Genomic DNA, 23,514 nt, shown 5'->3' with positions numbered 1-23,514 from the left:
CGGACGCCCGGCCGACACGGAACGGGTGTCCGGGGCGGCCGGGCACGGGTGTCCGCCGGCCCGGCACGGCGCCCGTACCGCTTTGGGCCGGGTGGCCGCGCCCGACTCACGCGAACGGTCGCACCGGCTCGCACGAACGGCCGCACGAAGCGCCATGGGCACTCGAACGGGTGCCCATACATTCACTCACTCGGGTACATCCGTGAGTTCACCGCAACCTTGACGCGGTCCGGACAGATCCGCCGGGTCAAGGCAGTGTCCTAACTCCGCATCACTCGGTTAGATGAGTGTGGACACCAGAACACCCCGCACACCCACGGGGGACCGCTCGTCGGGATACGACGACGCTCCCGCGCTGAGCATGGTGAAGGTGCCGAGCGATCCGGCGCAGGTCATCGTCACTCACGCGAGCTTCCGCGTGCAGTTGGGCGCCGCGTCGTGGCGCGCCCGGTCCCCGCGGATCGCCCGGCCCCAGAGCGCCACCGAGAACACCGCCCGCGTGCCCCTCGCCGGTCTGGCCGGCCGGGCCGGGACCGCCACCCGCCGCCGCCCGGTCGTCTGGAGCGGCAGGTCCGCCCCCGACGACACCGGCGCCCACCGGCTGCTGCAGGCCGTACGCACCGGCAGCGTGGGCTACACCGAGGATTCGTCCGCCGACGTCGGAGCCACCCAGGTCATCCCGCGCATCGACGCCGGCCAGGGCTACGGCACCGGCCCCGGTGCCGACCTCGACCGGACCATGGAGACCCCCGTCGTCGGTGGCCGGCGCGCCCCGCAGCCGGGGGGAACCAGGCTGCTGCCGCACATGCGCACCGCGGGCAGCGCGTACGAGGAGATCGCACACGACGACTCCGGGTACGCCGGCGCCGGATACGCCTCCCCGGGCGGCGACCCGTCCCACGGCCACCCCGGCTACGCCGGTCCGCACGACGGCTTCGCGTACGACGACCACGGGTACGACGACCACGGGTACGACGACTACGCCCACGACGGTCCCGAGGACCGCGACGGCACGGCCGAGGACGAGCGCGCACGGTCCAGACGGCACGGCGACGACCCCGCCCGCCACGCCTACTACCCCGGCCGCCGGATGAACCTCGGCGTCGTCCTGCTGCCGCTGCGGATCTTCCTCGGGTTCGTCTCCATCTACGCCGGCATGGGCAAGCTGTGCGACCCGCTCTACTTCGACGGCGGCAAGCGCGGCTCCATGGTCAAGTGGCTCAACGCGCTGCACCCCTGGGAAGTCGCCGAGCCGCTGCGCCAGTTCGCGCTCCAGCACCCGGTCGGCTCCGGGCTGGTCATCGCCTTCCTCCAGGTCATCGTCGGCGTCCTGACGGTCCTGGGGTGCTGGCAGCGGGTCGCCGCGATCGTCGGCGCCCTGCTCTCGGCCGCGCTCATCGTCACCGTGAGCTGGCGCACCCTCCCCGTCTACGACGCCCCGGACATCATCTATCTCGCCGCCTGGTCACCGCTGATCATCGCCGGCGCACCGGTCTACTCCGTCGACGGCCGTCTCGCCGCCTCCGCCTGGCGGCGGCTCGGCCCGCGCTCCCACATCTGGGAGCTGCGCCGGTTCGTGCTGCGTCGCGGCGCCCTGCTCACGGTGGTCGTCACCGGCCTGACCCTGCTCACCGGCTCGCTGTTCGGCGACGCGGTGCGCGATGCCGACCGAGTGGTGGTGCCCCGACCCGGCGAGGCCCCGCGCAACGAGCGGCCCGGCTCCCCCCTCCCTCGGCAGTCCGAGGGCGAGCGGCACCGGGAGTCGCCGTCGGCTCCCGCCCGGCCCAGCCACCGTGGTGCGACGGCCGGCCCGTCCGGCGGCCCCGCGACCACCCCGGGCACGGCCCGGGAGAGCGGCGGCGCCGTCACCGGCGGCACGCCCAGCCAGACCCAGGGCACCACGGGCCGCGTCCTGCCGCGCCACTCCGCGCCGCAGCAGCAGGCGCCCAGCACCAGTGCCGGTCCGACCTCCGGCGGCACCGCGTCCGGCGGCACCGGTTCCACCGGCGGCACCGGCGGCGGCACCTCCTCCGGCCGGCCGGGCCTGGTGGGCGGCCTGCTGGGGTAGCCGGGGCAGCGGCCGGTACCGGCCGCGCCACGAGGACGGGGTCCCGCGCAGTTCGTGCGTGGGGCCCCGTCCTCGCGTGGCCGGAGGCCGTCAGGCCCGTCCCAGGGCGGCCAGCTCCTTCGCGGCCTCCGTGAGGTCCTTCGCGGTGTCGATGGCCCGCCAGTAGGCGCCCTGCGGGATCGGGAAGCCGGCCAGTCTCAGTTCGCGGGCCAGCCGGGGGAACGTGGTGCGTTCGTGGTCGCCGCGCTCCGGGAGCAGTGCGGAGAACTCGGGGGAGAAGACGTACACGCCCGCGTTGATCTCGAAGGTCGACGGCGGCGCCTCGATGAAGTCCGTGATGTGACCGAAGCCGTCCGTCTGCACCGCGCCCCAGGGGATGCGCGGACGGGCCAGCGCGAGGGTCGCCACCGCGTCGCGCTCGGTGTGGAAGTCCGCCATGTCGCGCAGCGAGAAGCGGGTCCAGATGTCGCCGTTGGTGGCGTACCAGGACCGGTCCGGGTGGGGCAGATGGGCGGCGGCGAACTTCAGGCCGCCGCCGCGGCCGAGGGGCTCCGTCTCCACGGCGGTGGTGACGTTCACCGGAAGCGCCGCCGACCTCAGCCACTCCTGAAGGACCTCGGCGAGATGACCGCAGGAGATCACCACGTCCGTGACGCCCTCCTCGGCGAGCCAGGTGAGCTGGTGCCCGATGATCGGGGTGCCCGTGCCGGGGATCTCGACCATCGGCTTGGGCCGGTCGTCGGTGTAGGGGCGCAGCCGGGACCCCTGGCCACCTGCCAGGACGACGGCTTGAGTGGGGCGGGACGCCGCATTCGGATGGGTCATGACGGCACTGTACGTGCCGCCCGCCGCGCCGCCTCGCGGCAGGCGGGGCCCGCTCAGAGGGTCCGGGTTTGGGCTTCCCGGGCACGGCCCGCAAGCCGACGGTGCCTCAGCGACTCGGGGCCGCAGGGCCTGTAGGCCGGCGAGCATGTCTCGGGGCCCGCGCCCCGACGAGGCGAGCAGGCACTGCCCCGGGCCACGCGTACGGCCCTGCCCGGGTGCCCGGGTGCGGGCCCGGGCGGCCGTGCCGATGCCGATGCGGGCACCGGTGCCCGTACCGGTGCCTGGACGGCACCGGACGGTGGGAGCGGGGCGCAAGGCCGGGACCGGCCGGGTGCGGGCGCGGCGGCGCGTGACCGTGTGCGGCCGGCCATGGTGGCGTTGGACGCGTCTCGTCGGCCGTGGTGGCGTTGGGCGCGTGCCGTCAGCTGGGAGCCGTCGGCCGGGTGCGGTCGGCCGGTGGGGCGTCAGCTGTGGGCGGCGAGGACGCCGGAGGCGAAGGATGTGTCGCAGACGGGGCGGGCGTACGACTGGGCGCGGGAGGGGCCGTAGATGCGGACCGCGGCACGGCCGAGGGTGCGGGCGATCGAGCCGCAGTACCTGGCCAGTGACGGGCGGCCGTTGACCGCCTGCTGGAGATGGGTGAGCGCGACCCCCGGGTCCTTCTCCTGGAGTTCCGTCAGCAGCTGCTCGCGCAGCGCGTCCTGCGGGGCGCGGGCACGGGTGCGGGCCGAGTTTCCGGTCGCCGACGTGTCGGACGCGGTGAGCACCGAGGTCGCTGGGTTCCCCGACCAGTTGACTCGGGTGACCGCGAGGGTCCCGGAGAGCACCAGGACGACGGGCAGGACGAGGGCGAGGGAGCGGCCGATCCGGCGGGCGGGGCCCCGGCCGCGTCGCGTGGGGTGGGTGGTGGAGTGCTTCACGCGTGGCAGCGTAGCCGCCGGTAATGATTTGGCGACATTTAGTCACCCCTTCGAGGGATGCTGAACGGCACATACCCGCGCGTCGTGTTGACGCACACGGCTCGAAATGTCCGGTGTGGCGAGATTTTCCGGGACAGCGAGAAGGGCCCCGCCGCAGTTCGCGGGGCCCTTCTCGTCAACCTGGGTGAATCGCCCGGGAATATCCCGAGGTTTCAGCCGTAAGGGTGGGGCGGAGGATGGCTCAGTCGGAGAGGCGCTCGCCCGTGGAGGTCGAGAAGACGTGGGTCTCGCCCGGCCGCGGCACGACGTGCACCGTGGCGCCCTTCTCCGGCACCGCGCGGCTGCTGACGCGGACGACCAGGTCCTTCTGCTCGCCGCCGACCTCGACGGTGCCGTAGATGTAGCCGTCGGCGCCGGTCTCCTCGACCACGTTCACCGAGACGGCGAGGCCGGCCGGGGCGTCGGCGCTGTCCTTGGTCAGCGAGGCGGCCGAGGCGCCGCCGCCCAGCTCGACGACGTCGAAGTGCTCGGGGCGGACACCGACGGTGACCGTGCGGTCGCCCTTGTCGGCGGCGGCCTTGAGCGCGTCCCGGTTGACCGGCACCACGCTGTTGCCGAACTTCACACCGCCGTCGGTGATCGGCACCTCGACCAGGTTCATGGCGGGGGAGCCGATGAAGCCGGCGACGAAGAGGTTCGCGGGCTTGTCGTACATGCTGCGCGGCGAGTCGACCTGCTGGAGCAGACCGTCCTTGAGCACGGCCACCCGGTCGCCCATCGTCATGGCCTCGACCTGGTCGTGGGTGACGTAGACGGTGGTGATGCCGAGCCGGCGCTGGAGGCTGGCGATCTGGGTACGGGTGGAGACACGCAGCTTGGCGTCCAGGTTGGACAGCGGCTCGTCCATGAGGAAGACCTGCGGCTCACGCACGATCGCGCGGCCCATGGCGACACGCTGGCGCTGACCGCCGGAGAGCGCCTTCGGCTTGCGGTCCAGGTACTCGGACAGGTCGAGGATCTTCGCGGCCTCCTCGACCTTCTGCCGGATCTCCGCCTTGTTGACGCCGGCGATCTTGAGCGCGAAGCCCATGTTGTCGGCCACCGTCATGTGCGGGTAGAGCGCGTAGTTCTGGAACACCATGGCGATGTCCCGGTCCTTGGGCGGCAGGTGGGTGACGTCGCGGTCACCGATGCGGATGGCACCGCGGTTGACGTCCTCGAGCCCCGCGAGCATGCGCAGCGAGGTGGACTTGCCGCAGCCGGAGGGACCGACCAGGACGAGGAACTCGCCGTCCGCGATGTCGATCTCCAGAGCGTCGACGGCGGGCTTCTCGGAACCCGGGTAGATGCGGGTCGCCTTGTCGAACTGCACAGTGGCCATGGTGAATGGGCCCCCTTCTACCGGCAGGAACGTGCCGGACGATCCGTTGTAGGAAGGTGGTTGCCACTACGGATGTTCCGTTGTGGTTGTCGTGTGGTCCACAAGAGTGAACTGGCACAGGACGGTACCTGGCGTTCACCTGGTCTGTCAGCACTTGAGGGCCTGTGAACTCCACGGAAATTCTCGAGAGCCCGTGCCGGGACCCGGGTACACTGCACGGGCATGGATGTGTTGCCTCCTTAGCTCAGCTGGTCAGAGCGCCGCTCTTGTAAAGCGAAGGTCGTCGGTTCGAATCCGACAGGGGGCTCTGAAGAAGGCCAGGTCAACCGCTGTTGACCTGGCCTTTTCTGTTCCTCGGAGCCGAGGGGCCCGGATCGGTCGGCGCCGTGCCGGGCCGCGCTCACCCGCGCGGCGGGGGGCGCCGGTCCCGCGGGATCAATGGATCACTCCCGCACCGCGGGTCTCCGGGGCGACGCCGGGGGTTCCGGCCTTCGCGGAGATCGCGTGGCGCGCGGCCGGCGGGTGGGCCCGCGGTGTAGGTGTCGTCGTAGTACCCGGCATGACCGGGGCCGCTGGCGTACGCCCGGGGCGGCAGTCCTCCGGTGTCGTCGGGACGCGTGCCCGCAACCGCCGGACCACTCGCACCCCCGCGGCGCCCGCACTCCTGCGGCGCCCGCACTCCTGCGGTGCCCGCACTCCTGCGGTGCCCGCACTCCTGCGGTGCCGCGCTCCGTGGCGCCACGTGCCCCCGCGGCGCGGGTGGTCTCCCGTGTTGTGGCTGGTCAGCCTGTTCTGAGTACCGCTGTGAGGACCTGGCGCAGGGTTTCCTCCGGGTCGGGTACGGCGTCCGTGGCCCGCCATGCCACGAAGCCGTCCGGGCGGACCAGCACCGCGCCGTCGGTCGTCGTGCCGTGGGTCCGCGCCCAGTCGGGGGCCGGTCCGTCCTCGCCGGGCGGTGTGTCGTAGGTGAGTTCGGCGCCGACGCGGTACGACTCCAGGCGCACGTTCCGTCTCTCCGCGACGCGGTGGGCCGCCGCGTGCCACCCGGCGGTCGAGCGGGCGTCGCTGAGCAGGACCAGGGTGCTTTCGTACAGGTCCAGGGTGGAGATGCGCGCGTCGCCGTGCCGGAGCCACATGTGGGGCGCCCGGCTGCCCGGTTCGCCGGTCAGCCGCATGGTCTCGGGCACCGCCTCCTGGTCCGGGGCGGCCCCCACCACGGCGCCGTGCGGGTACCGGTAGCCGAGGACGACGTTGAGGATGCCGCCGCGTCGGCCGCCGCCGAGGCCGGGGGCCGGGGCGAAGCCCGGGTGGCTGTGCTCGACGGAGCGGGCGGAGGCGCGGGCGCTGGTGGCCAGGGCGACCGGGCGGCGCTCGGTCTCGTAGGTGTCGAGGAGGCCGGGGCCGGCCCAGCCGTCGAGGACGGCGGCGAGTTTCCAGGCGAGGTTGTGGGCGTCCTGGATGCCGGTGTTGGAGCCGAAGGCGCCGGTGGGGGACATCTCGTGGGCCGAGTCGCCGGCGAGCAGGACCCGGCCCGCGGCGTAGCGGTCGGCGACGCGCTCGGCGGCGCGCCAGGAGGCCTTGCCGGTGATCTCCACGTCGAGGTCGGGGGCGCCGATGGCGCGGCGGATGTGCCGCTGGAGGCGGTCCTCGGTGAACTCGTCGAGGGTCTCGCCGTGCTCGGGGTGCCAGGGGGCGTGGAAGACCCAGTGCTCCTCGTTGTCGACGGGCAGCAGGGCGCCGTCGGCGTCGGGGTCGGTGAGGTAGCAGCAGATGAAGCGGCGTTCGCCGACGACGTCGGCGAGGAGTTTGGAGCGGAAGGTGACGCTGACGTTGGCGAAGAGGTCGCCCGGGCCGCTCTGGCCGATGCCGAGGCCGCGGCGGACGGGGCTGCGGGGGCCGTCGCACGCGACCAGGTAGTCGGCGCGCACGGTGTGGCGCTGGTCGGTGGCGCGGTCCCGGACGACTGCCGTGACACCTTCGCCGTCCTGTTCGAAGGTCTCCATCTCGTGGGAGTAGCGGAGTTCGCCACCGAGTCGGCGGGCGCCTTCGAGGAGGACGGGTTCGAGGTCGTTCTGGCTGCACAGGCACCAGGCGGTGGGGCTGAACCTGGCGAGGCCGCCGCCCGGGTCGATGTGCTTGAACAGCCATTCGCCGGCGTCGCCGACCAGGGTGGGGGTCTGGAGGATGCCGTGGTTGTCGGCCAGGAGCGAGGCCGCCGCCTTGATGTCCGGTTCGATGCCGGCCACCCGGTACAGCTCCATGGTCCGTACGTTGTTGCCGCGTCCGCGTGGGTGGATGGAGGTTCCGGAGTGCCGCTCGACGAGCATGTGCGGCACTCCGAGGCGGCCGAGGAAGAGCGAGGTGGACAGGCCCACCAGGGAACCGCCGACGATGAGGACGGGTACCCGGTGGTCGGCTTCTTGGCGCATCGATGCCTCCAGGGACGGGGTGCGGGGCGGGCGGTGCGGGCGCGTCGCTGTTTCCATGCCCGGTGGCGTCCGTTCCGCGTGCGTTCGCGGGGTCAATCACCCGTGTGATCACCCGCGTGGATCACACGAGTCGCGCGCCGATCGCACCCGGCACAGGATCGAGATCACGCTGACGTCGCGTCATCCGCGGTCGGCGTCCGAGTTCCCTGTCCCGTGCGAACCGCCGATCCCCGCCAAGGAGACGTACCCAGATGACCGCCATTTCTGAGCGTGTGTCGGAACCGACCGAGCAGCAGGCCGTGAAACGTGTCTCCCAGTCCGTCTTCGACGGCTCCCGGCTCCGGGTGGTGCTGCTGGTGGACGTCTACGACGGCGCCCAGCAGCAGTTCCTGGAGGCGTACGAGGAGATGTACAAGCAGGTCGCGTCCGTGCCCGGGCATGTCAGCGACCAGCTGTGCCAGTCGATCGAGAACCCCTCCCAGTGGCTCATCACCAGCGAGTGGGAGAGCGCCCCGCCGTTCCTCGCGTGGGTGAACAGCGAGGAGCACGTGCGGATGGTGCAGCCGATGCACAGCTGCATCCGGGACACCCGGTCGCTGCGGTTCCACATCGTCCGGGAGACCGGCGGCCAGAAGGCGTCCGGCGAGCGCCGGCTCCAGACGTCACCGCGGATCGGCGACGGTGTGATCCGGCACGCGCTGACGTTCACGGTGAAGCCGGGCAGCGAGGCGAAGGTCGCCGAGCTCCTGGCGAACTACGAGCCGCCCGAGCCTCAGGTCGACGGCACCACCCGGCTGCTGCGCACCTCCCTGTTCATGCACGGCAACCGGGTGGTGCGGGCGATCGAGGTGCGCGGCGACCTGCTGGCGGCGCTGCGCCACGTGGCGCGGCAGCCGCAGATCCGGGCGGTCGAGGAGGCCATCAACCCGTATCTGGAGCAGGACCGGGACCTGAACGACCAGGAGTCGGCGCGGGTGTTCTTCACCCGGGCGGCGCTGCCCGCCGTGCACCACGTGACGGCCGGCCGGGAGGGCGGCCAGACCGAGCGGCACGCGCTGTACTACCCGGCACGGCCGGGCATGGGCATGAAGCTGGCCGAGCTGCTGGCGCGGCAGGACGAGCGGGCCGCGGACGACCCGCGCGGTCCGGTGGTGCGCAGCACGGTCTTCGAGCGCGACGACGTGGTCGTACGCCTGATCGACATCCGGGGCGCGCTGGACGCCGACCCGGTGGCCGCGCTCGGCCTGGCGGACGCCGCGCAGGCGGCCGAGCTGACCACGCTCCTCGGTGAGGGCGCCGCCAAGAAGGACGGCGACCTGGTGCGGCTGCTCACGCTGGCCCGTATGGACTCCGTCACCGACCGCCGGTCCGCGCCGGACGCCTGAGGCGCCCCCAGTCGACCCACACACCTCCGGAGGAACGACGTGATCAAACCCAGGCCAAGGATCGTGGATCTCAGCGACACCGAGCCCAACACCAGGCGCGGAGGCGATCTGCGCGCCATGCTCACCCCGGCCACGGTGGGCTCCACCAGCGGTTTCATGGGCGTGGCCATCGTGCAGCCCGGCGACCGCATCGGCGAGCACTACCACCCCTATTCCGAGGAGTTCGTGTACGTCGTCTGCGGCGAGCTGGAGGTGGACCTGGACGGCGACCCGCATCCGCTCAGGCCCGAGCAGGGGCTGATGATCCCCGCCTACATGCGGCACCGGTTCCGCAACGTCGGCGACGTGGAGGCGCGGATCGTCTTCCACCTGGGTCCGCTGGCCCCGCGCCCGCAGCTGGGCCACGTGGACACCGAGGGCACGGAGACGGCGCCGGTGGCCGTGCCCGAGGAGGCCGGGGCGGCCGAGGTGCGGTCATGACCAGGCGGGTCGCGGTCACCGGCATAGGCATCGTGGCGCCGGGCGGGATCGGCGCGCAGGCGTTCTGGGACCTGCTGGCGAACGGGCGCACCGCGACGCGGGGCATCACGTTCTTCGACCCGTCCGGCCTGCGGTCCCGGATCGCCGCCGAGTGCGACTTCGATCCGGCGGCGTGCGGACTGGACGAGGACCAGATCGCGCGCTGCGACCGCTACATACAGTTCGCGCTGGCGGCCGGCCAGGAGGCGGTGCGGGACTCGGGACTCGACCTGACCGCGGAGAACCCCTGGCGGGTGGCGGTCTCGCTGGGCACCGCGGTCGGCGGCACCACCCGGCTGGAGAACGACTACGTCCTCGTCAGCCACGGCGGCGAGCGCTGGGACGTGGACCACGAGCGGGCGCGGCCGTACCTGGAGCGGGCGTTCACGCCGAGCACGCTGGCCTCGACGGTGGCGGAGCGGTTCGGGGCGCGCGGGCCGGTACAGACCGTGTCCACGGGCTGCACCTCCGGTCTCGACGCGGTCGGGTACGCGCTGCACACGGTGGAGGAGGGCCGGGCCGACATCTGCATAGCGGGTGCGTCGGACTCGCCGATCTCGCCGATCACGATGGCGTGCTTCGACGCGATCAAGGCGACGTCGCCGAACAACGACGACCCCGCGCACGCCTCCCGGCCCTTCGACAACGACCGCGACGGGTTCGTGATGGGCGAGGGCGGCGCGGTGCTGGTGCTGGAGGAGCTGGAGCACGCCCGGGCGCGCGGCGCGCACGTGTACTGCGAGCTGAGCGGCTACGCCACCTTCGGCAACGCCTACCACATGACCGGTCTGACCAGTGAGGGAGTGGAGATGGCACGGGCGATCGAGACCGCGCTGGACCACGCCCGGCTGGACGGCTCCGGGATCGACTACGTCAACGCGCACGGCTCCGGCACCCGGCAGAACGACCGGCACGAGACCGCCGCGGTGAAGCGGGCGCTGGGCGCGCACGCCTACGACACGCCGATGAGCTCCATCAAGTCGATGGTGGGTCACTCGCTCGGCGCGATCGGGGCCATCGAGGTGGTGGCCTGTGTGCTGGCCCTGGCCCACCAGGTGGTTCCGCCGACCGCCAACTACGAGACGCCCGACCCCGAGTGCGACCTGGATTACGTCCCGCGGGTCGCGCGCGAGCGGAAGCTGGACGCGGTGCTCTCCGTGGGCAGCGGGTTCGGCGGATTCCAGTCGGCCGTGATCCTGACCCGGCCGAGGGAGAGGTCACGATGAGCGCACCCAGCAAGCGGCGGGCGGCAGTCACCGGCATCGGTGTGGTCGCACCCAACGGAACCAGCACCGAGACGTTCTGGAAGTCCACCCAGGAGGGCGTGAGCGTCCTCGACCGGGTGACCCGCGAGGGTTGCGCGCACCTGCCGCTGAAAGTGGCGGGCGAGGTGCGGTCGTTCGACGCCTCGGCGGCGATCGAGGGCCGGTACCTGGTCCAGACGGACCGGTTCACGCACTTCGCGATGGCCGCGGCCGACGCGGCGCTGGAGGACGCCCGGCTGGGCCGGGCGGACACCGAGGGCACGCCGTTCTCGGCGGGCGTGGTCACCGCGGCGGGTTCCGGCGGCGGTGAGTTCGGCCAGCGGGAGCTGCAGAAGCTGTGGAGCCAGGGCAGCCGTTACGTCGGCCCGTGGCAGTCGATCGCCTGGTTCTACGCGGCCAGCACCGGTCAGGTCTCGATCCGGCGCGGCTTCAAGGGTCCGTGCTCGGTGGTCGCCGCCGACGAGGCCGGGGGTCTGGACGCGCTGGCGCACGCGGCACGGGCCGTCGGGCGTGGCACGGACCTGATCGTGGCCGGGTCCACGGAGGCGCCGCTGGCCCCGTACTCGATGGTCTGCCAGCTCGGCTACGGGGAGCTGAGCGCGGTGACCGAACCGGAGCGGGCGTACCGGCCGTTCACCGAGGAGGCCTGCGGTTTCGTGCCGGCCGAGGGCGGCGCGATGCTCGTCGTGGAGGAGGCGGCGGGCGCCCGGGAGCGGGGCGTGCCGGTGCGGGCCTTCGTGGCCGGGCACGCGGCCACCTTCACCGGCGCCTCCCGGTGGGAGCTGTCCCGGCAGGGACTGGCGGAGGCGATCCGGGGCGCGCTGGCCGAGGCGGGCTGCGCGCCCGAGGAGGTCGACGTGGTCTTCGCCGACGCCCTGGGCGTTGCCGAGGCGGACCGGGCGGAGGCGCTCGCCATCGCCGACGCGCTCGGGGCGCACGGCCGGCGGGTGCCGGTCACGGCGCCCAAGACCGGGACCGGCCGGGCCTACTGTGCGGCGCCGGTGCTGGACGCGGCGGCCGCGGTGCTGGCGATGGAACACGGTCTGATCCCGCCCACCCCCAACGTCTTCGACATCTGCCATGACCTCGATCTGGTGACCGGCAGCGCGCGTGCCGTACGGACGCGCACGGCGCTGGTCCTCAGCCGGGGGCTCATGGGCTCGAACTCGGCGCTGGTGCTGCGGCACGGCACCGCCGACGCCTCCTAGCGGGGGCGCCGGAGCAACCAGCCGGGAGCAACAAGGAGAGGAACCGCATGAGTGACCGAATCACCGTGGAAGAACTGTCCGAACTCATGAAGAAGGCCGCGGGCATCACCATCAGCCCGCAGGAGCTGGCGGACCGGTCCGGGACCGGCTTCGAGGAGCTCGGCATCGACTCGCTCGGCCTGCTCGGCATCGTGGGCGAGCTGGAGAACCGGCACGGCATGCCGATGCCGGCCGACGCGGAGCGCTGCAAGACGCCCCGGAAGTTCCTCGACCTCGTCAACAGCACCCTTCTCGCAGGAGCCTAGAGATGGCAGGACACACCGAGAACGAGATCACCATCGCCGCGCCGGTGGACCTGGTCTGGGACATGACCAACGACGTGGAGAAGTGGCCGCAGCTCTTCAGCGAGTACGCCTCCGCCGAGATCCTGTCCCAGGAGGGCGACAAGTGCACGTTCCGGCTGACCATGCACCCCGACGAGAACGGCGTCGTCTGGAGCTGGGTCTCCGAGCGTGAACCGGACCGCGCCACGCTCACGGTCCGCGCCCGGCGCGTGGAGACCGGGCCGTTCGCGCACATGAACATCCACTGGCGGTACGAGGAGGTGCCCGCCGGGACGCGGATGGTGTGGACCCAGGACTTCGCGATGAAGCCGGAGGCGCCGGTCGACGACGACTGGATGACCGACAACATCAACAAGAACTCCAAGGTCCAGATGGCCCTGATCCGCGACCGGATCGAGAAGGCCGCCGCCGGCCGCCGGGCCGAGCCGGCCCTGACCACCGACTGAGCCGGAGAGGGACGAGGAGGAGAAGGTCCATGCACCAGGCACTGATCGTGGCCCGGATGGCCCCGGGCTCGGCCCCGGACATCGCCAAGATCTTCGAGGAGTCCGACCGGGGGGAGCTGCCGCACCTGGTCGGCGTCACCCGGCGCAGCCTCTTCCAGTTCGGCGATGTGTACATGCACCTCGTCGAGGCCGAACGGGACCCGGGGCCGGCCATCGCGAAGGTGGCCGGGCACCCCGAGTTCCGCGGCATCAGCGAGCGGCTGTCGGCGTACGTCAGCGCCTACGACCCCGAGACCTGGCGTTCGCCGAAGGACGCGATGGCGCACCGCTTCTACCTGTGGGAGCGCGACACCTCCCGCTGAGCGGAGCGCTCCCGCCGGTCGGGGAGCCTCCGTCGCGCGGGCAGGCCGCCCGTGGCGACGGGACACCCGCCGTCCGGCCCCCTGTCCAGGACCTCCGGACGGCCAACGGCCGCCGGGCCCGCAGCGTCGCGGGCCCGGCGGCCGTTGGTCCGGGTGCGGTCCGGTGCGGTGCGCCCGGTGCGATCCGGTCCGGTGCGGTGGGGCGCGCTCTCCGGCCGGCCGGTGTGTGCCGGCCGGGAGCGGGTGCGCTCCCGCCGGTCAGGCGGGGACGGTGCAGTCGAAGGCGTGCAGGTAGGGGTTGACCGGGCTGATGTCGTCGATGACCAGGCCGGCCGCCGTCAGCCGGCTCACCATGGACTCGGTGGTGTGCTTGGCCCCGCCGACGTTCATCAGCAGCAGCAGGTCCATGGCGGTGCTGAACCGCATCGACGGGGTGTCGTCGACGAGGTTCTCGATGACCACGACCCGGGCCTTAGGGCCGCCCGCCGCCATGACGTTGCGCAGGCACCGTGCGGTGGAGTCGTCGTCCCACTCCAGGATGTTCTTGATGATGTAGACGTCGGCCCGCACCGGAACGGCCTCGCGGCAGTCGCCGGCCACGATGCTCACCCGGCCGGCCAGCGAGCCGCCCTCGCGCAGCCGCGGGTCGGCGTTCTCCACCACGCGCGGCAGGTCCAGCAGGGTGCCGTGCATGGCGGGGTACTTCTCCAGCAGGCCGGCCACCACGTGTCCCTGGCCGCCGCCGATGTCGACGACCGAGTCGGCCCCGGAGAGGTCCAGCAGGTCGGCCACGTCCTGGGCCGACTGCCTGCTGGAGGTCGTCATGGCCCGGTTGAAGACGTCCGCCGACTCGGGGGCGTCCTCGTTGAGGTAGACGAAGAACTCCTTGCCGAACAGGTCCTGCACGACGTTGCGGCCGGTGCGCACCGCCTCGTCCAGCTTCGGCCAGGCCTCCCAGGTCCACGGCTCGGTGCACCACAGGGTGATCCAGCGCAGGCTGCCCGGGTCGTCCTCGCGCAGCAGCCGCGACATGTCGGTGTGCGCGAACGTGCCGTCCGGCTGCTCGGTGAAGACGCCGTAGCAGGTCAGCGCGCGCAGCAGCCGGCGCAGTGGCCCGGGTTCGGTCTTCACCGCCGTCGCGAGGTCGGCCACGGCCATGGGGGTGTCCCCGAGCGCGTCGGCCACGCCCAGCCGGGCGGCGGCTCGCAGGGCGGCGGCACACGCCGCCCCGAACACGAGCTCCCTGAGCCGCATGGGCGGCGGTGGGGCGGTCTGAGCGGTCGTCATGTACCGCCTTCCTTCCTTCTCGGTTCCGTGACTTTTGTGAGCGGCCGGGCCCGGGGCCCGCCGTCACCTTCCCGTCGTCGCCCGAAGGGCGGCCGTGGCGTCCGGTGCGCGCTTGGGGGGTCTTGAGGAGCGTGGGGGAGCGCGCCGGGCGTCGCGGGGCGGACGTGGATTCGACGACGGGCCCTACGGCCTCAGCACAGTCCCGCGGGCTTGGAGGCCCGGCAGGAGTTCTGCCGGAAGGTGTTGCCGCGCTTGGCGCTCTCCTGGTCGACCAGGTCGGCGGGGGCGTTGTCCTGGAGCGCGTTGTCGTGGACGCGGTTGCGCTCGTTGGCGGCGCCGACGAAGCTCCTGAAGAGCACGATGCCGCCGGACAGCGGGGACGTGCCCGAGTTGCCGAGGACCGTGTTGTGGCGGACCTCGGTGTCCTCGGCGCCGGTCAGGACGATGCCCGAGCCCTGGAGGAAGGGCAGCCGGGCGGTCTTCGCGCAGTACTTGTTGTTCTGCGCGACCAGGTTGCCGCGCACGGTCAGCGCGCCGGCCCTGGGCTTGTTCTCGTCGCCGACGACGAACACGCCCGCGCAGTTGCCGGTGACGTGGTTGCCGGCGACGGTGAGGTCGCGCAGCCGGCGGACGGTGACGCCGATCCGGTTGTCCTCCAGCCGGTTGTCGGCGACGACCGTCCCGCCGGTGTCCACCGCGCCCTGCTCCGCGGTGATCGTGTTGGCGAGGAAGACGCCCGCGTCGCCGTTGCCGCGGGCGAGGTTCTCCCGGTACTCGCTGCGCCGGGAGCGCTCCTCGGCCAAGCCCCACAGCCCGTTCCTCTCGGCGCTCACGTGCCGCACGGTCAGCCCCTCGGTGCCCACGGCGACCAGTCCGGCGCGGGGGAAGCCGGTCACGGTCAGGTTGGAGACGGTGACGTCCTCCAGCCGCTCCGCCTTGGTGCCGACCACGCAGATGCCGTTGCCGCGCGAGCCGCAGTCGTCCGTGGGCTTCGTGGTGGCGGGCTTCAGGACGGTGGTGCCCTGACTCGTTCCCCGCAGGGTCAGTCCGGGCGTCGTCACCTTGACGCTCTGGTGGTAGGTGCCCGGCATCAGCAGGACGGTGTCGCCCGGCCTGGCGGCGTCCACCGCCTTCTGGATCGACTGGCCCGAGCGCACCAGATGCACCAGCGGCACGGACACGGAGATCGGCGGGGCGGCGGCCACTCCGGAGCCGACGAGCGCTGCCGCACTCAGGAGCAGGGCGATATGGCGTTTCGTCATATTCTGTACGCTATGACCCTATTTGCCCGAGTTCGCCGGATGGGCCGTCCGGCGGCGTGTCACCGCCCCCGCGGGGGCCGTCGGCAGCGCGGGGCGCGGCCGTCCTGCGGGGAGGCGCTCCCGGGCGGTCCGCCGGTCCGCGGCCCCCGCCGGCGCGGGCGGCCGGCCGCCCGACGCGGCAGGCCCACGGCGGACGCCCGGCCCGCCGCCCGCCGGTACTCCCCTGGGCGGCGGCCGGCTCGGCAGGCACCCCGATCACCCGCGCGACCATACTTGCGGGTATGAGCGGGGTCATCCGGATGCGGCGCGGACTCCAGGCGGCGGCGGCGTACGTCCGCAGCGCCCCGGGCACCTACGTCTGGCTGCTGATCCTGTTCGTCACGACCGTGGCCCTGCACCACATGTCGCCCAGGCTGGAGGAGGACTTCCTGCGGCAGCGGTCGACCAACATCCACGAGCTGTCGGACAACCCGGTGCGGGTGCTGTTCTCCAGCGCCATGTGGATCCCGGGCGGCCGCTGGCTGCCGTACGTGCCCCTGTACACGCTCTTCCACGCGCAGGCCGAACGCTGGCTGGGCACCCTGCGCTGGCTGGTGGTGTGCGTGGCGGCGCACGTGCTGGCCACGCTGATCAGCGAGGGCGCGCTGCTGTGGGGGATCTCGCGCGGCGTGGTGCCGACGGGCTCCGTCAACACCCTGGACGTCGGCGTGAGTTACGCGCTGGCCGGGGTGGTCGGCGTGCTGGCCTACCGGATCGCGCGGCCCTGGCGGTATCTGTACCTGGCCGCAGTGCTGGCCTTCTTCGGGGTGCCGCTGCTGACCGGGCGCACCTTCACCGATCTCGGGCATTTCACCGCGGTGCTGATCGGACTCGGCTGTCGTCCGCTGGTCAGGGGCCGCGCGAAAGCATGGAATCCGAAGGAGACACTGGCCGCCCTCAGGCATTAACGTCCCCGCCATGAGCAGCTCGGCAAGCAGTGCCGCGGGCGGCGGCACCGGCAATGGCGGCATCGTGAACGGCGGCATCTCCTTCTGGTTCGCGGACGACGGACTCCCGGCGGTGCGTGAACCGCTCACCGGCGACGCGACCGCCGACGTGGTGATCGTCGGCGGCGGGTACACGGGCCTGTGGACGGCGTACTACCTCAAGAAGGCCGCGCCCTTCCTGCGGATCACCGTCCTGGAGCAGAAGTTCTGCGGCTACGGGGCCTCCGGCCGCAACGGCGGCTGGCTCTACAACGGCGTGGCCGGCCGCGACCGGTACGCGAAGCTGCACGGCCACGAGGCCGCCGTACGCCTGCAACGGGCGATGAACGACACCGTGGACGAGGTGGTCCGGGTCGCCGCGGAGGAGGGCGTCGAGGCGGACGTCCACCGGGGCGGGGTGCTGGAAGTGGCGCGCACGCCCGCGCAGTTGGCCCGGCTGAAGGCGTTCTGCGAGCAGGAGCGGGCGTACGGCGAGAAGGACCGTGAACTGTTCGGGGCGCGGCAGACCGCCGAGCGGATCCGGGTCGCGGACGCCGTGGGCTCCACCTGGACCCCGCACGGCGCCCGGCTGAACCCGGCGAAGCTGGTCAAGGGCCTGGCGGCGGCCGTCGAGGCGCTCGGCGTGACCGTCCACGAGGCGACCCCGGTCACCGAGATCCGCCCCAAGCACGCGGTCACCCCGTACGGCACCGTCCGCGCCCCGTACGTCCTGCGCTGCACCGAGGGCTTCACCGCCTCCCTGAAGGGGATGAGGCGCACCTGGCTGCCGATGAACTCCTCGATGATCGCCACCGAGCCGCTCTCCGACGAGCAGTGGGAGTCCATCGGCTGGGCGGGCCGCGAGACCCTGGGCGACATGGCGCACGCCTACATGTACGCCCAGCGCACCGCCGACGGCCGGATCGCGCTCGGCGGACGCGGAGTGCCCTACCGCTTCGGCTCGCGCACCGACAACGACGGCCGCACCGGGCGCGAGACCGTCGAGGCGCTGCGCGACATCCTGGTCGCCTTCTTCCCCGCCCTGGCCGGGGTGCGCGTCGAGCACGCCTGGTCCGGCGTGCTCGGCGTGCCGCGCGACTGGTGCGCGACCGTCACCCTGGACCGTACGACCGGCCTGGGCTGGGCGGGCGGCTACGTCGGCTCGGGCGTCGCCACCTCCAACCTCGCCGCCCGCACCCTGACGGACCTCGTCCAGCAGGACTCCGGCCAGGCCGGACCGACCGAGCTGACCGCGCTGCCCTGGGTCGGCCACAAGGTGCGCAAGTGGGAGCCGGAACCGCTGCGCTGGCTGGGCGTGCAGGGCATGTACGCCACCTACCGCACGGCCGACCGGCGTGAAGTCCGCACCCACAGCGCCGAGTCCTCCCGGCTGGCCCGGATCGCCGACCGGGTGGCGGGCCGCCACTGACGGAAGGCACCGGGCCGGAGGAGTTCCGCACGGGGAGGGGTCCCGGGGTCGCACCCGGGCCCCTTCCCGTCCCTCCCTGCCCCTCGCGGGTCCTGGCCGGCCGGTCGTTCCGGTCTCCTTCCGTGCCGCGGACGGTCCTCCCGTCCTCGGGCCGTCGCCGCGGTCCCTCAGGTCACCGACCCCGGCTCGGGCGCCTTCACCGGGGACCCGTGGCCGGGCGTGCGCGCCGTCACCATCAGGCCGGCGACCACGCCGGCCAGCAGCATGACGGCGGCGGCCCACCAGATGGCGACCGTGTAACCGTGCACGATCCCCTCCGGGACCACCCGCGCCCTGTCCGCCGGGCCGCGCGGCCGGGCGGCGACGTACGCGGTGGCGCTGGTCGTGGCGACCGTGTTGAGCAGGGCGGTGCCGATCGAACCACCCACCTGCTGCGAGGTGTTCACGGTCGCGGAGGTCACGCCCGCGTCGCGCGGGGCGACGCCCGCGGTCGCGGTGGCGAACACCGGCATGAAGGTCAGGCCCATGCCGAGGCCCATCAGCAGCAGCGCGGGCAGCACCTCGGTGGTGTACCGCGAGACGACCGTCAGCCGGGTCAGGAGCAGCAGGCCGGCCGCGGCCAGGACCGTGCCGGGGACCATGAGCAGCCGCGGCGGCGCGTGGCTCAGCAGCCGGGCGGAGACCTGCGTGGAGCCGATGACGACCGCGGCGGTCAGCGGCAGGAACGCCAGGCCCGTCCGCAGCGGCGAGTAGCCGAGGATCTCCTGGAGGTAGTAGGTCATGAACAGGAACAGCCCGAACATGCCGATCACGGCCAGCAGCATGGTCAGGAAGCAGCCGGCCCTGGCGCGGTCCCGGACGACGTGCGGGGGCAGCAGCGGCACCGGGGCGCGGGCCTGCCACCGCACGAACGCCGTGAGCATCGCCGCGCCCGCCGCGAACAGGCTCAGCACCAGCGGGTCCGTCCAGCCGCGCGGCTGGGCCTCGCTGAATCCGTAGACGACGGCGACCAGCCCGCCGCAGCCCAGCACCGCGCCCGGCACGTCCAGCCGGGCGCCGGCGTTCCCGGGCCGGCCGCGCAGCAGCGTGAGCGCGCCGAGGACGGCGACGACCGCGATGGGCACGTTGACGTACAGGCACCAGCGCCAGTTCAGGTACTCGGTCAGCAGCCCGCCGACGATGAAGCCGATCGCCGAGCCGCTGCCCGCGAGCGCGCCGTAGATGCCGAACGCCTTCCCGCGCTCCCCGGGATCGGTGAAGGTCGTGGTGAGCAGGCTGAGCGCCGACGGCGCGAGCACGGCGGCGAACGCCCCCTGAAGGGCCCGGGCGCCGAAGAGCATGCCGGAGGAGGTGGCCGCGCCGCCCAGCGCGGAGGCGACGGCGAAGCCGATGAGCCCGACGACGAACGTGCGCCTGCGCCCCACCAGGTCGGAGATCCGCCCGCCCAGCAGGAGCAGCCCGCCGAAGGCGAGGGTGTAGGCGGTGATCACCCACTGGCGGTTCGCGTCGGACATGCGCAGGGCGCGCTGCGCGGAGGGCAGCGCGATGTTCACGATGGTGGCGTCCAGCACGACCATGAGCTGCGCGAGCGCGATCACCACCAGGGCCCACCAGCGGTGAGTCTCGCAGGACCGGGCGTGCCGGGGGCCGTGGCCGCGGGGGCGGTTCCGGCGCGGTCGGCCGGCGCGGTCGGCGTGGAGGGTGCGGCTCGCGTGCCGCGCCTGATTCGCGCGATGTCCGCGTAGGGGGGAGGAGTCACCTTGGGGGGTGCCACTCATTTCGCCAGAAGACCATGGATCGGGGCGGGTCGCATCCGGGGGCGATGTCAGTGCCGGGGTGCAGCATGGGGACATGACGAGGAGAGCGAACGGCCGGGGCGCCTCGGGCGGGGCCGCGGTGAAGGCGGCGCGGCGGCCCGAGGTGCGGCTGCCCGCGCCGGCGGAGTACCGGGGCGCGGGGCTGGCGCCCGACGGGGACTACGACGGGCTGGAGTTCCGGGAGACCGACTTCGCCGGGCAGGACGGAGCGGGCGCCCGCTTCATGGACTGCGCGCTGCGGGGCTGCGTGCTGGACGACGCCTCGCTGCGTCACGCCCGTCTCCTCGACTCGGTCCTCACCGGGGTGCGGGGTGTCGGTACCGACCTCGCGGAGGCGACCCTGCGCGACGTGGAGCTGACCGACGCCCGGCTCGGCGGGACGCAGCTGCACGGCGCGGTGCTGGAACGGGTGTGGATCCGCGGCGGCAAGATCGACTACCTGAACCTGCGCAAGGCGCGGCTGCGGGACGTCGTCTTCGAGGGCTGTGTCATGGTCGAGCCGGACTTCGGAGGAGCCCGGCTGGAGCGGGTGGAGTTCGTGGACTGCGCGCTCAAGGGCGCGGACTTCACCGCGGTCACGCTCACCGACGTGGACCTGCGCGGCGCCGCCCCGCTGGAGATCGCGGGCGGGGCGGACCGGCTGGCGGGGGCGGTGATCAGCACCGGTCAGCTGCTCGACCTGGCCCCGGTGCTGGCGGCGCGGCTGGGGATCAGGGTGGAGGACTGAGAGCCGGCACGGCGAAGGGAGCCGGGCGGTCAGGGCAGACGGGGGAAACGCGCCTGGAGGGTCCAGATCGCCGGGTTCTCCGCGAGGTCCTCGTGCAGGTCGCACAGGTCGGCGATCAGGTCGTGCAGGAAGTCGCGGGCCTCCCGGCGCAGCTCGGTGTGGGAGAAGGACAGCGGGGCCTCCTCCGCGGGCATCCAGTCCGCCTCGATGTCCACCCAGCCGAAGCGGCGCTCGAAGAGCATGCGGTCGGTGGACTCGGTGAAGTCCAGTTCCGCGCGCTGGGGGCGGGCCGCCCGGGAGCCCGCCGGGTCCCGGTCCACCCGTTCCACGATGTCGCACAGCGCCCATGCGAAGTCGAGCACCGGCACCCAGCCCCAGGCGGTGGCCAGTTCGCGGTCCGACTCGGTGTCGGCGAGGTACACGTCGCCGCAGAACAGGTCGTGGCGCAGGGCGTGGACGTCCGCGCGGCGGTAGTCCGTCTGCGGCGGATCGGGGAAGCGGTTGGAGAGGGCGTAGCCGATGTCGAGCACGTAGGCGATGGTGTCACGGGCTCCTTCCGGGAGCGCACGGGCTCCCCGCCGGGGCACGGGCTCCCCGCCGGGGCGCGTGCTCCCCGCGGGGCGCGGGGTCCTCTCGCGCCCGGTGGCGGCCGCGGGGGTGTCCCTGGCTCTCGCCGGGAGCAGGCGCGGTCCCCTGTGAGGGTGTGCGGCGCGCGCCGTGGTCCGCCGGCTCCCGGGGTGTTCCGCGTTTTTCGCACGGATCCATGACCGCCGCATAGGATCGCACCTGTGTACAGACCCGCACAGGCTGTCCGGGCCGTCGCCGCCTCGGTCCTGCTCGCCGTCGCCCTGAGCGGGTGCGACGGAGGCGTCCAGGGCGAGCCGGGCGGCTCCGGCCTCCGCGACCCGTACTTCCCCAAGGCCGGCAACGGCGGGTACGACGTCACCCACTACGGCCTCACCCTCGGCTACGAGCCGGCCGGCCGCCGCCTGACCGGCACCGCGGTGATCACCGCCCGCGCCACCCGGGACCTGTCCGCCTTCGACCTCGATCTGACGGGGTTCGAGGTGCGGGGGGTGACCGTCGAGGGGCGGGACGCCCGTTTCAACCGGGCCGGCCAGGAACTGACCGTCCGGCCGCACGACGAGCTGCGGAAGGGCGAGACGTTCGGCGTCACCGTCCGCTACTCCGGCACACCGCGGACCCTCACCGACGCCGACGGATCGAAGGAGGGCTGGCTGCCGACCTCCGACGGCGCCGTGGCCCTCGGTGAACCGGTGGGCTCCATGGCCTGGTTCCCGAGCAACGACCACCCCTCCGACAAGGCCGCCTACGACATCTCCGTCACCGTGCCCGGGAAGCTGACGGCCGTCTCCAACGGCGAGTTGAAGAGCGTGACGGTCAACGGGAGCCGCCGGACGTTCCACTGGCACACCGCCGAGCCGATGGCCAGCTACCTCGCCACGGTCGCGATCGGCGACTTCCAGGTGAGCCGCTACGAGCTGGAGAACGGCACGCCGGTGTACGTCGCCGTCGACCCCGCCCTGGCCGAGGCGAGCAAGCCGGTCCTCGCCCGGCTCCCCGAGATCATGGAGTGGGCGGAGGACAACTTCGGTCCGTACCCCTTCTCCTCCACCGGCGCGATCGTCGACCGCGTCCAGGGCGCCGACTACGCCCTGGAGACCCAGAACCGGCCCGTCTTCCCCAGCGCCCCCGACACCGGCACCCTCGTCCACGAACTCGCCCACCAGTGGTTCGGCGACTCCGTCACGCCGAAGAACTGGCGGGACATGTGGCTCAACGAGGCGTTCGCGACGTACGCGGAGTGGCTGTGGAAGGAGGACAACGACGGCCCGAGCGCCCAGGAGACCTTCGACGCCGTCTACCGCGGCCAGGGGGACAACGGCATGGCCGTCTGGGACTTTCCGCCGGCCCGGCCGAGCAGCGCCGCGGACATCTCCGACGCGCCCGTGTACGACCGCGGCGCGATGGTCCTGCACAAGATCCGTCAGAAGGTCGGCGACGACGCCTTCTACGACATCGTCCAGGGCTGGGCCGCCGCTCACCGCCACGGCAACGCCTCCACCGCCGACTTCACGTCCTACGTGGAGAAGAAGGCGCCCGGCAAGGACTTCGGCGAGATCTGGAAGGACTGGCTCTACGGCGAGGGCAGGCCGACGAGCCCGTGACCCGGCACGCACGCACCGGGGCCCCGGCCGTGAAGGCCGGGGCCCCGGTGCGAGTGCGAAGGAACCGTCAGACGTTCACGCCGAAGTCCTGGGCGATGCCGACCAGGCCCGAGGCGTAACCCTGGCCGACCGCGCGGAACTTCCACTCCGCGCCGTTGCGGTACAGCTCGCCGAAGACCATGGCCGTCTCCGTGGCCGCGTCCTCCGACAGGTCGTAGCGGGCGATCTCGGCGCCACCGGCCTGGTTGACGATGCGGATGTAGGCGTTGCGGACCTGGCCGAAGTTCTGGCCGCGGTTCTCGGCGTCGTAGATGGAGACCGGGAAGACGACCTTGTCGACGTCGGCGGGCAGCCCGGCCAGGTTGACGTTGATCGCCTCGTCGTCGCCGGAGCCCTCGCCGGTGAGGTTGTCGCCGGTGTGGACGATGGTGTTGTCCGGCGTCTGCTTGTTGTTGAAGAAGACGAAGTGGGCGTCGGAGTACACCTTGCCCTGGGTGTTGACCGCGATGGCGGAGGCGTCCAGGTCGAAGTCCGTGCCGGTGGTGGTGCGGACGTCCCAGCCGAGGCCCACGGTGACGGCGGTCAGGCCCGGAGCCTCCTTGGTGAGCGAGACGTTGCCACCCTTGGACAGGCTTACAGCCATTGTTGGGAGTCCCTTCCCTCGTTGCGTGTGCGGACGAAGCTAC

At 72.7% G+C, this 23,514-nt stretch carries 21 protein-coding genes and 1 tRNA gene; 13 read left to right on the top strand and 9 right to left on the bottom strand.

Going from position 1 to position 23,514, the window contains the following annotated elements:
- Positions 1-283 precede the first annotated feature (283 nt).
- A complete protein-coding gene (locus tag ACF061_RS35155) occupies positions 284-2,068 on the top strand; it encodes a DoxX family protein (protein WP_392271077.1) in 1,785 nt (594 codons plus the stop codon).
- 90 nt (positions 2,069-2,158) lie between these two features.
- On the opposite strand, the gene ACF061_RS35150 is transcribed toward ACF061_RS35155, so the two are convergent.
- The 3 genes from ACF061_RS35150 to msiK form a co-directional block, all read right to left on the bottom strand.
- On the bottom strand, positions 2,159-2,893 hold the full coding sequence (locus ACF061_RS35150; RefSeq protein ID WP_392271076.1) for an NDP-sugar synthase: 735 nt from the start codon (positions 2,891-2,893) through the stop codon (positions 2,159-2,161).
- 464 nt (positions 2,894-3,357) lie between these two features.
- A complete protein-coding gene (locus ACF061_RS35145; RefSeq protein ID WP_392271075.1) occupies positions 3,358-3,813 on the bottom strand; it encodes a hypothetical protein in 456 nt (151 codons plus the stop codon).
- A 241-nt stretch (positions 3,814-4,054) separates the two neighbouring features.
- Positions 4,055-5,194: a diacetylchitobiose ABC transporter ATP-binding protein MsiK gene (msiK, locus tag ACF061_RS35140; protein ID WP_392271074.1), complete on the bottom strand. Its 1,140-nt coding sequence runs from the start codon at positions 5,192-5,194 to the stop codon at positions 4,055-4,057.
- A gap of 233 nt (positions 5,195-5,427) precedes the next feature.
- Between msiK and ACF061_RS35135 the strand changes: the two genes are divergently transcribed.
- Positions 5,428-5,501: transfer RNA gene (locus tag ACF061_RS35135), tRNA-Thr, on the top strand.
- A gap of 475 nt (positions 5,502-5,976) precedes the next feature.
- On the opposite strand, the gene ACF061_RS35130 is transcribed toward ACF061_RS35135, so the two are convergent.
- Positions 5,977-7,623: an FAD-dependent oxidoreductase gene (locus ACF061_RS35130; protein ID WP_392271091.1), complete on the bottom strand. Its 1,647-nt coding sequence runs from the start codon at positions 7,621-7,623 to the stop codon at positions 5,977-5,979.
- A 251-nt stretch (positions 7,624-7,874) separates the two neighbouring features.
- Between ACF061_RS35130 and ACF061_RS35125 the strand changes: the two genes are divergently transcribed.
- From ACF061_RS35125 to ACF061_RS35095, 7 genes are read left to right on the top strand one after another with little or no spacing between them, the layout of a single operon-like run.
- A complete protein-coding gene (locus ACF061_RS35125; RefSeq protein ID WP_392271073.1) occupies positions 7,875-9,008 on the top strand; it encodes a SchA/CurD-like domain-containing protein in 1,134 nt (377 codons plus the stop codon).
- A 39-nt stretch (positions 9,009-9,047) separates the two neighbouring features.
- Positions 9,048-9,488: a cupin domain-containing protein gene (locus tag ACF061_RS35120; RefSeq protein ID WP_392271072.1), complete on the top strand. Its 441-nt coding sequence runs from the start codon at positions 9,048-9,050 to the stop codon at positions 9,486-9,488.
- Positions 9,485-10,753, top strand: coding sequence for a beta-ketoacyl-[acyl-carrier-protein] synthase family protein (locus ACF061_RS35115; protein WP_392271071.1), 1,269 nt, complete (start codon positions 9,485-9,487; stop codon positions 10,751-10,753). The genes ACF061_RS35120 and ACF061_RS35115 overlap by 4 nt, the downstream gene beginning before the upstream one ends.
- Positions 10,750-12,000: a beta-ketoacyl synthase N-terminal-like domain-containing protein gene (locus ACF061_RS35110; protein WP_392271070.1), complete on the top strand. Its 1,251-nt coding sequence runs from the start codon at positions 10,750-10,752 to the stop codon at positions 11,998-12,000. The genes ACF061_RS35115 and ACF061_RS35110 overlap by 4 nt, the downstream gene beginning before the upstream one ends.
- Positions 12,001-12,047: 47 nt before the next feature.
- Entirely contained in the window at positions 12,048-12,305 is a 258-nt protein-coding gene (locus tag ACF061_RS35105) for an acyl carrier protein (RefSeq protein WP_392271069.1), read from the top strand.
- 2 nt (positions 12,306-12,307) lie between these two features.
- Entirely contained in the window at positions 12,308-12,790 is a 483-nt protein-coding gene (locus tag ACF061_RS35100; RefSeq protein WP_392271068.1) for an SRPBCC family protein, read from the top strand.
- A gap of 29 nt (positions 12,791-12,819) precedes the next feature.
- Entirely contained in the window at positions 12,820-13,152 is a 333-nt protein-coding gene (locus tag ACF061_RS35095; RefSeq protein ID WP_392271067.1) for a TcmI family type II polyketide cyclase, read from the top strand.
- A gap of 258 nt (positions 13,153-13,410) precedes the next feature.
- Here the strand turns inward: ACF061_RS35095 and ACF061_RS35090 are convergent, their stop codons facing one another.
- Together ACF061_RS35090 and ACF061_RS35085 are read right to left on the bottom strand one after the other, a co-directional pair.
- A complete protein-coding gene (locus ACF061_RS35090; protein ID WP_392271066.1) occupies positions 13,411-14,439 on the bottom strand; it encodes a methyltransferase in 1,029 nt (342 codons plus the stop codon).
- Positions 14,440-14,630: 191 nt separating this feature from the next.
- Positions 14,631-15,701: a nitrous oxide reductase family maturation protein NosD gene (locus ACF061_RS35085; protein ID WP_392271065.1), complete on the bottom strand. Its 1,071-nt coding sequence runs from the start codon at positions 15,699-15,701 to the stop codon at positions 14,631-14,633.
- Between the two features lie 281 nt (positions 15,702-15,982).
- Here ACF061_RS35085 and ACF061_RS35080 point away from each other — a divergent pair, with 281 nt between their 5' ends.
- Both ACF061_RS35080 and ACF061_RS35075 read left to right on the top strand, forming a co-directional pair.
- Positions 15,983-16,648, top strand: coding sequence for a rhomboid-like protein (locus ACF061_RS35080; protein WP_392271064.1), 666 nt, complete (start codon positions 15,983-15,985; stop codon positions 16,646-16,648).
- 10 nt (positions 16,649-16,658) lie between these two features.
- Positions 16,659-18,095, top strand: coding sequence for an NAD(P)/FAD-dependent oxidoreductase (locus ACF061_RS35075; RefSeq protein ID WP_392271063.1), 1,437 nt, complete (start codon positions 16,659-16,661; stop codon positions 18,093-18,095).
- A gap of 167 nt (positions 18,096-18,262) precedes the next feature.
- Here ACF061_RS35075 and ACF061_RS35070 read toward each other — a convergent pair whose 3' ends face one another.
- Positions 18,263-19,672 carry an MFS transporter gene (locus ACF061_RS35070; protein WP_392271090.1) on the bottom strand — a complete coding sequence of 470 codons (1,410 nt, stop codon included), beginning with the start codon at positions 19,670-19,672 and terminating at the stop codon, positions 18,263-18,265.
- A 274-nt stretch (positions 19,673-19,946) separates the two neighbouring features.
- Here ACF061_RS35070 and ACF061_RS35065 point away from each other — a divergent pair, with 274 nt between their 5' ends.
- On the top strand, positions 19,947-20,639 hold the full coding sequence (locus ACF061_RS35065) for a pentapeptide repeat-containing protein (RefSeq protein WP_392271062.1): 693 nt from the start codon (positions 19,947-19,949) through the stop codon (positions 20,637-20,639).
- A 29-nt stretch (positions 20,640-20,668) separates the two neighbouring features.
- On the opposite strand, the gene ACF061_RS35060 is transcribed toward ACF061_RS35065, so the two are convergent.
- Complete coding sequence (locus ACF061_RS35060; protein ID WP_392271089.1) at positions 20,669-21,169, bottom strand: hypothetical protein; 501 nt, start codon at positions 21,167-21,169, stop codon at positions 20,669-20,671.
- Between the two features lie 258 nt (positions 21,170-21,427).
- Between ACF061_RS35060 and ACF061_RS35055 the strand changes: the two genes are divergently transcribed.
- The gene (locus ACF061_RS35055) at positions 21,428-22,828 is read left to right on the top strand and encodes a M1 family metallopeptidase (protein WP_392271061.1); all 1,401 of its coding nucleotides are present in this window, start codon (positions 21,428-21,430) and stop codon (positions 22,826-22,828) included.
- A 67-nt stretch (positions 22,829-22,895) separates the two neighbouring features.
- Here the strand turns inward: ACF061_RS35055 and ACF061_RS35050 are convergent, their stop codons facing one another.
- A complete protein-coding gene (locus ACF061_RS35050; RefSeq protein WP_392271060.1) occupies positions 22,896-23,471 on the bottom strand; it encodes a TerD family protein in 576 nt (191 codons plus the stop codon).
- Positions 23,472-23,514: the final 43 nt, after the last annotated feature.

This window comes from Streptomyces sp. NPDC015220 (assembly GCF_043079345.1).
GTDB lineage: Bacteria > Actinomycetota > Actinomycetes > Streptomycetales > Streptomycetaceae > Streptomyces.
This window is presented reverse-complemented; position numbering and strand designations above follow the sequence as displayed.

What these genes read in the sequence shown, in the direction of transcription:
- ACF061_RS35090 (WP_392271066.1), bottom strand. Translation starts at nt 14,439, where the DNA reads ATGACGACCGCTCAGACCGCCCCACCGCCGCCCATGCGGCTCAGGGAG.
- ACF061_RS35155 (WP_392271077.1), top strand. Translation starts at nt 284, where the DNA reads ATGAGTGTGGACACCAGAACACCCCGCACACCCACGGGGGACCGCTCG.
- ACF061_RS35130 (WP_392271091.1), bottom strand. Translation starts at nt 7,623, where the DNA reads ATGCGCCAAGAAGCCGACCACCGGGTACCCGTCCTCATCGTCGGCGGT.
- ACF061_RS35150 (WP_392271076.1), bottom strand. Translation starts at nt 2,893, where the DNA reads ATGACCCATCCGAATGCGGCGTCCCGCCCCACTCAAGCCGTCGTCCTG.
- ACF061_RS35070 (WP_392271090.1), bottom strand. Translation starts at nt 19,672, where the DNA reads ATGGTCGTGCTGGACGCCACCATCGTGAACATCGCGCTGCCCTCCGCG.
- ACF061_RS35080 (WP_392271064.1), top strand. Translation starts at nt 15,983, where the DNA reads ATGAGCGGGGTCATCCGGATGCGGCGCGGACTCCAGGCGGCGGCGGCG.
- ACF061_RS35095 (WP_392271067.1), top strand. Translation starts at nt 12,820, where the DNA reads ATGCACCAGGCACTGATCGTGGCCCGGATGGCCCCGGGCTCGGCCCCG.
- ACF061_RS35085 (WP_392271065.1), bottom strand. Translation starts at nt 15,701, where the DNA reads ATGACGAAACGCCATATCGCCCTGCTCCTGAGTGCGGCAGCGCTCGTC.
- ACF061_RS35050 (WP_392271060.1), bottom strand. Translation starts at nt 23,471, where the DNA reads ATGGCTGTAAGCCTGTCCAAGGGTGGCAACGTCTCGCTCACCAAGGAG.
- ACF061_RS35075 (WP_392271063.1), top strand. Translation starts at nt 16,659, where the DNA reads ATGAGCAGCTCGGCAAGCAGTGCCGCGGGCGGCGGCACCGGCAATGGC.
- ACF061_RS35105 (WP_392271069.1), top strand. Translation starts at nt 12,048, where the DNA reads ATGAGTGACCGAATCACCGTGGAAGAACTGTCCGAACTCATGAAGAAG.
- ACF061_RS35100 (WP_392271068.1), top strand. Translation starts at nt 12,308, where the DNA reads ATGGCAGGACACACCGAGAACGAGATCACCATCGCCGCGCCGGTGGAC.
- ACF061_RS35110 (WP_392271070.1), top strand. Translation starts at nt 10,750, where the DNA reads ATGAGCGCACCCAGCAAGCGGCGGGCGGCAGTCACCGGCATCGGTGTG.
- msiK (WP_392271074.1), bottom strand. Translation starts at nt 5,194, where the DNA reads ATGGCCACTGTGCAGTTCGACAAGGCGACCCGCATCTACCCGGGTTCC.
- ACF061_RS35125 (WP_392271073.1), top strand. Translation starts at nt 7,875, where the DNA reads ATGACCGCCATTTCTGAGCGTGTGTCGGAACCGACCGAGCAGCAGGCC.
- ACF061_RS35115 (WP_392271071.1), top strand. Translation starts at nt 9,485, where the DNA reads ATGACCAGGCGGGTCGCGGTCACCGGCATAGGCATCGTGGCGCCGGGC.
- ACF061_RS35065 (WP_392271062.1), top strand. Translation starts at nt 19,947, where the DNA reads ATGACGAGGAGAGCGAACGGCCGGGGCGCCTCGGGCGGGGCCGCGGTG.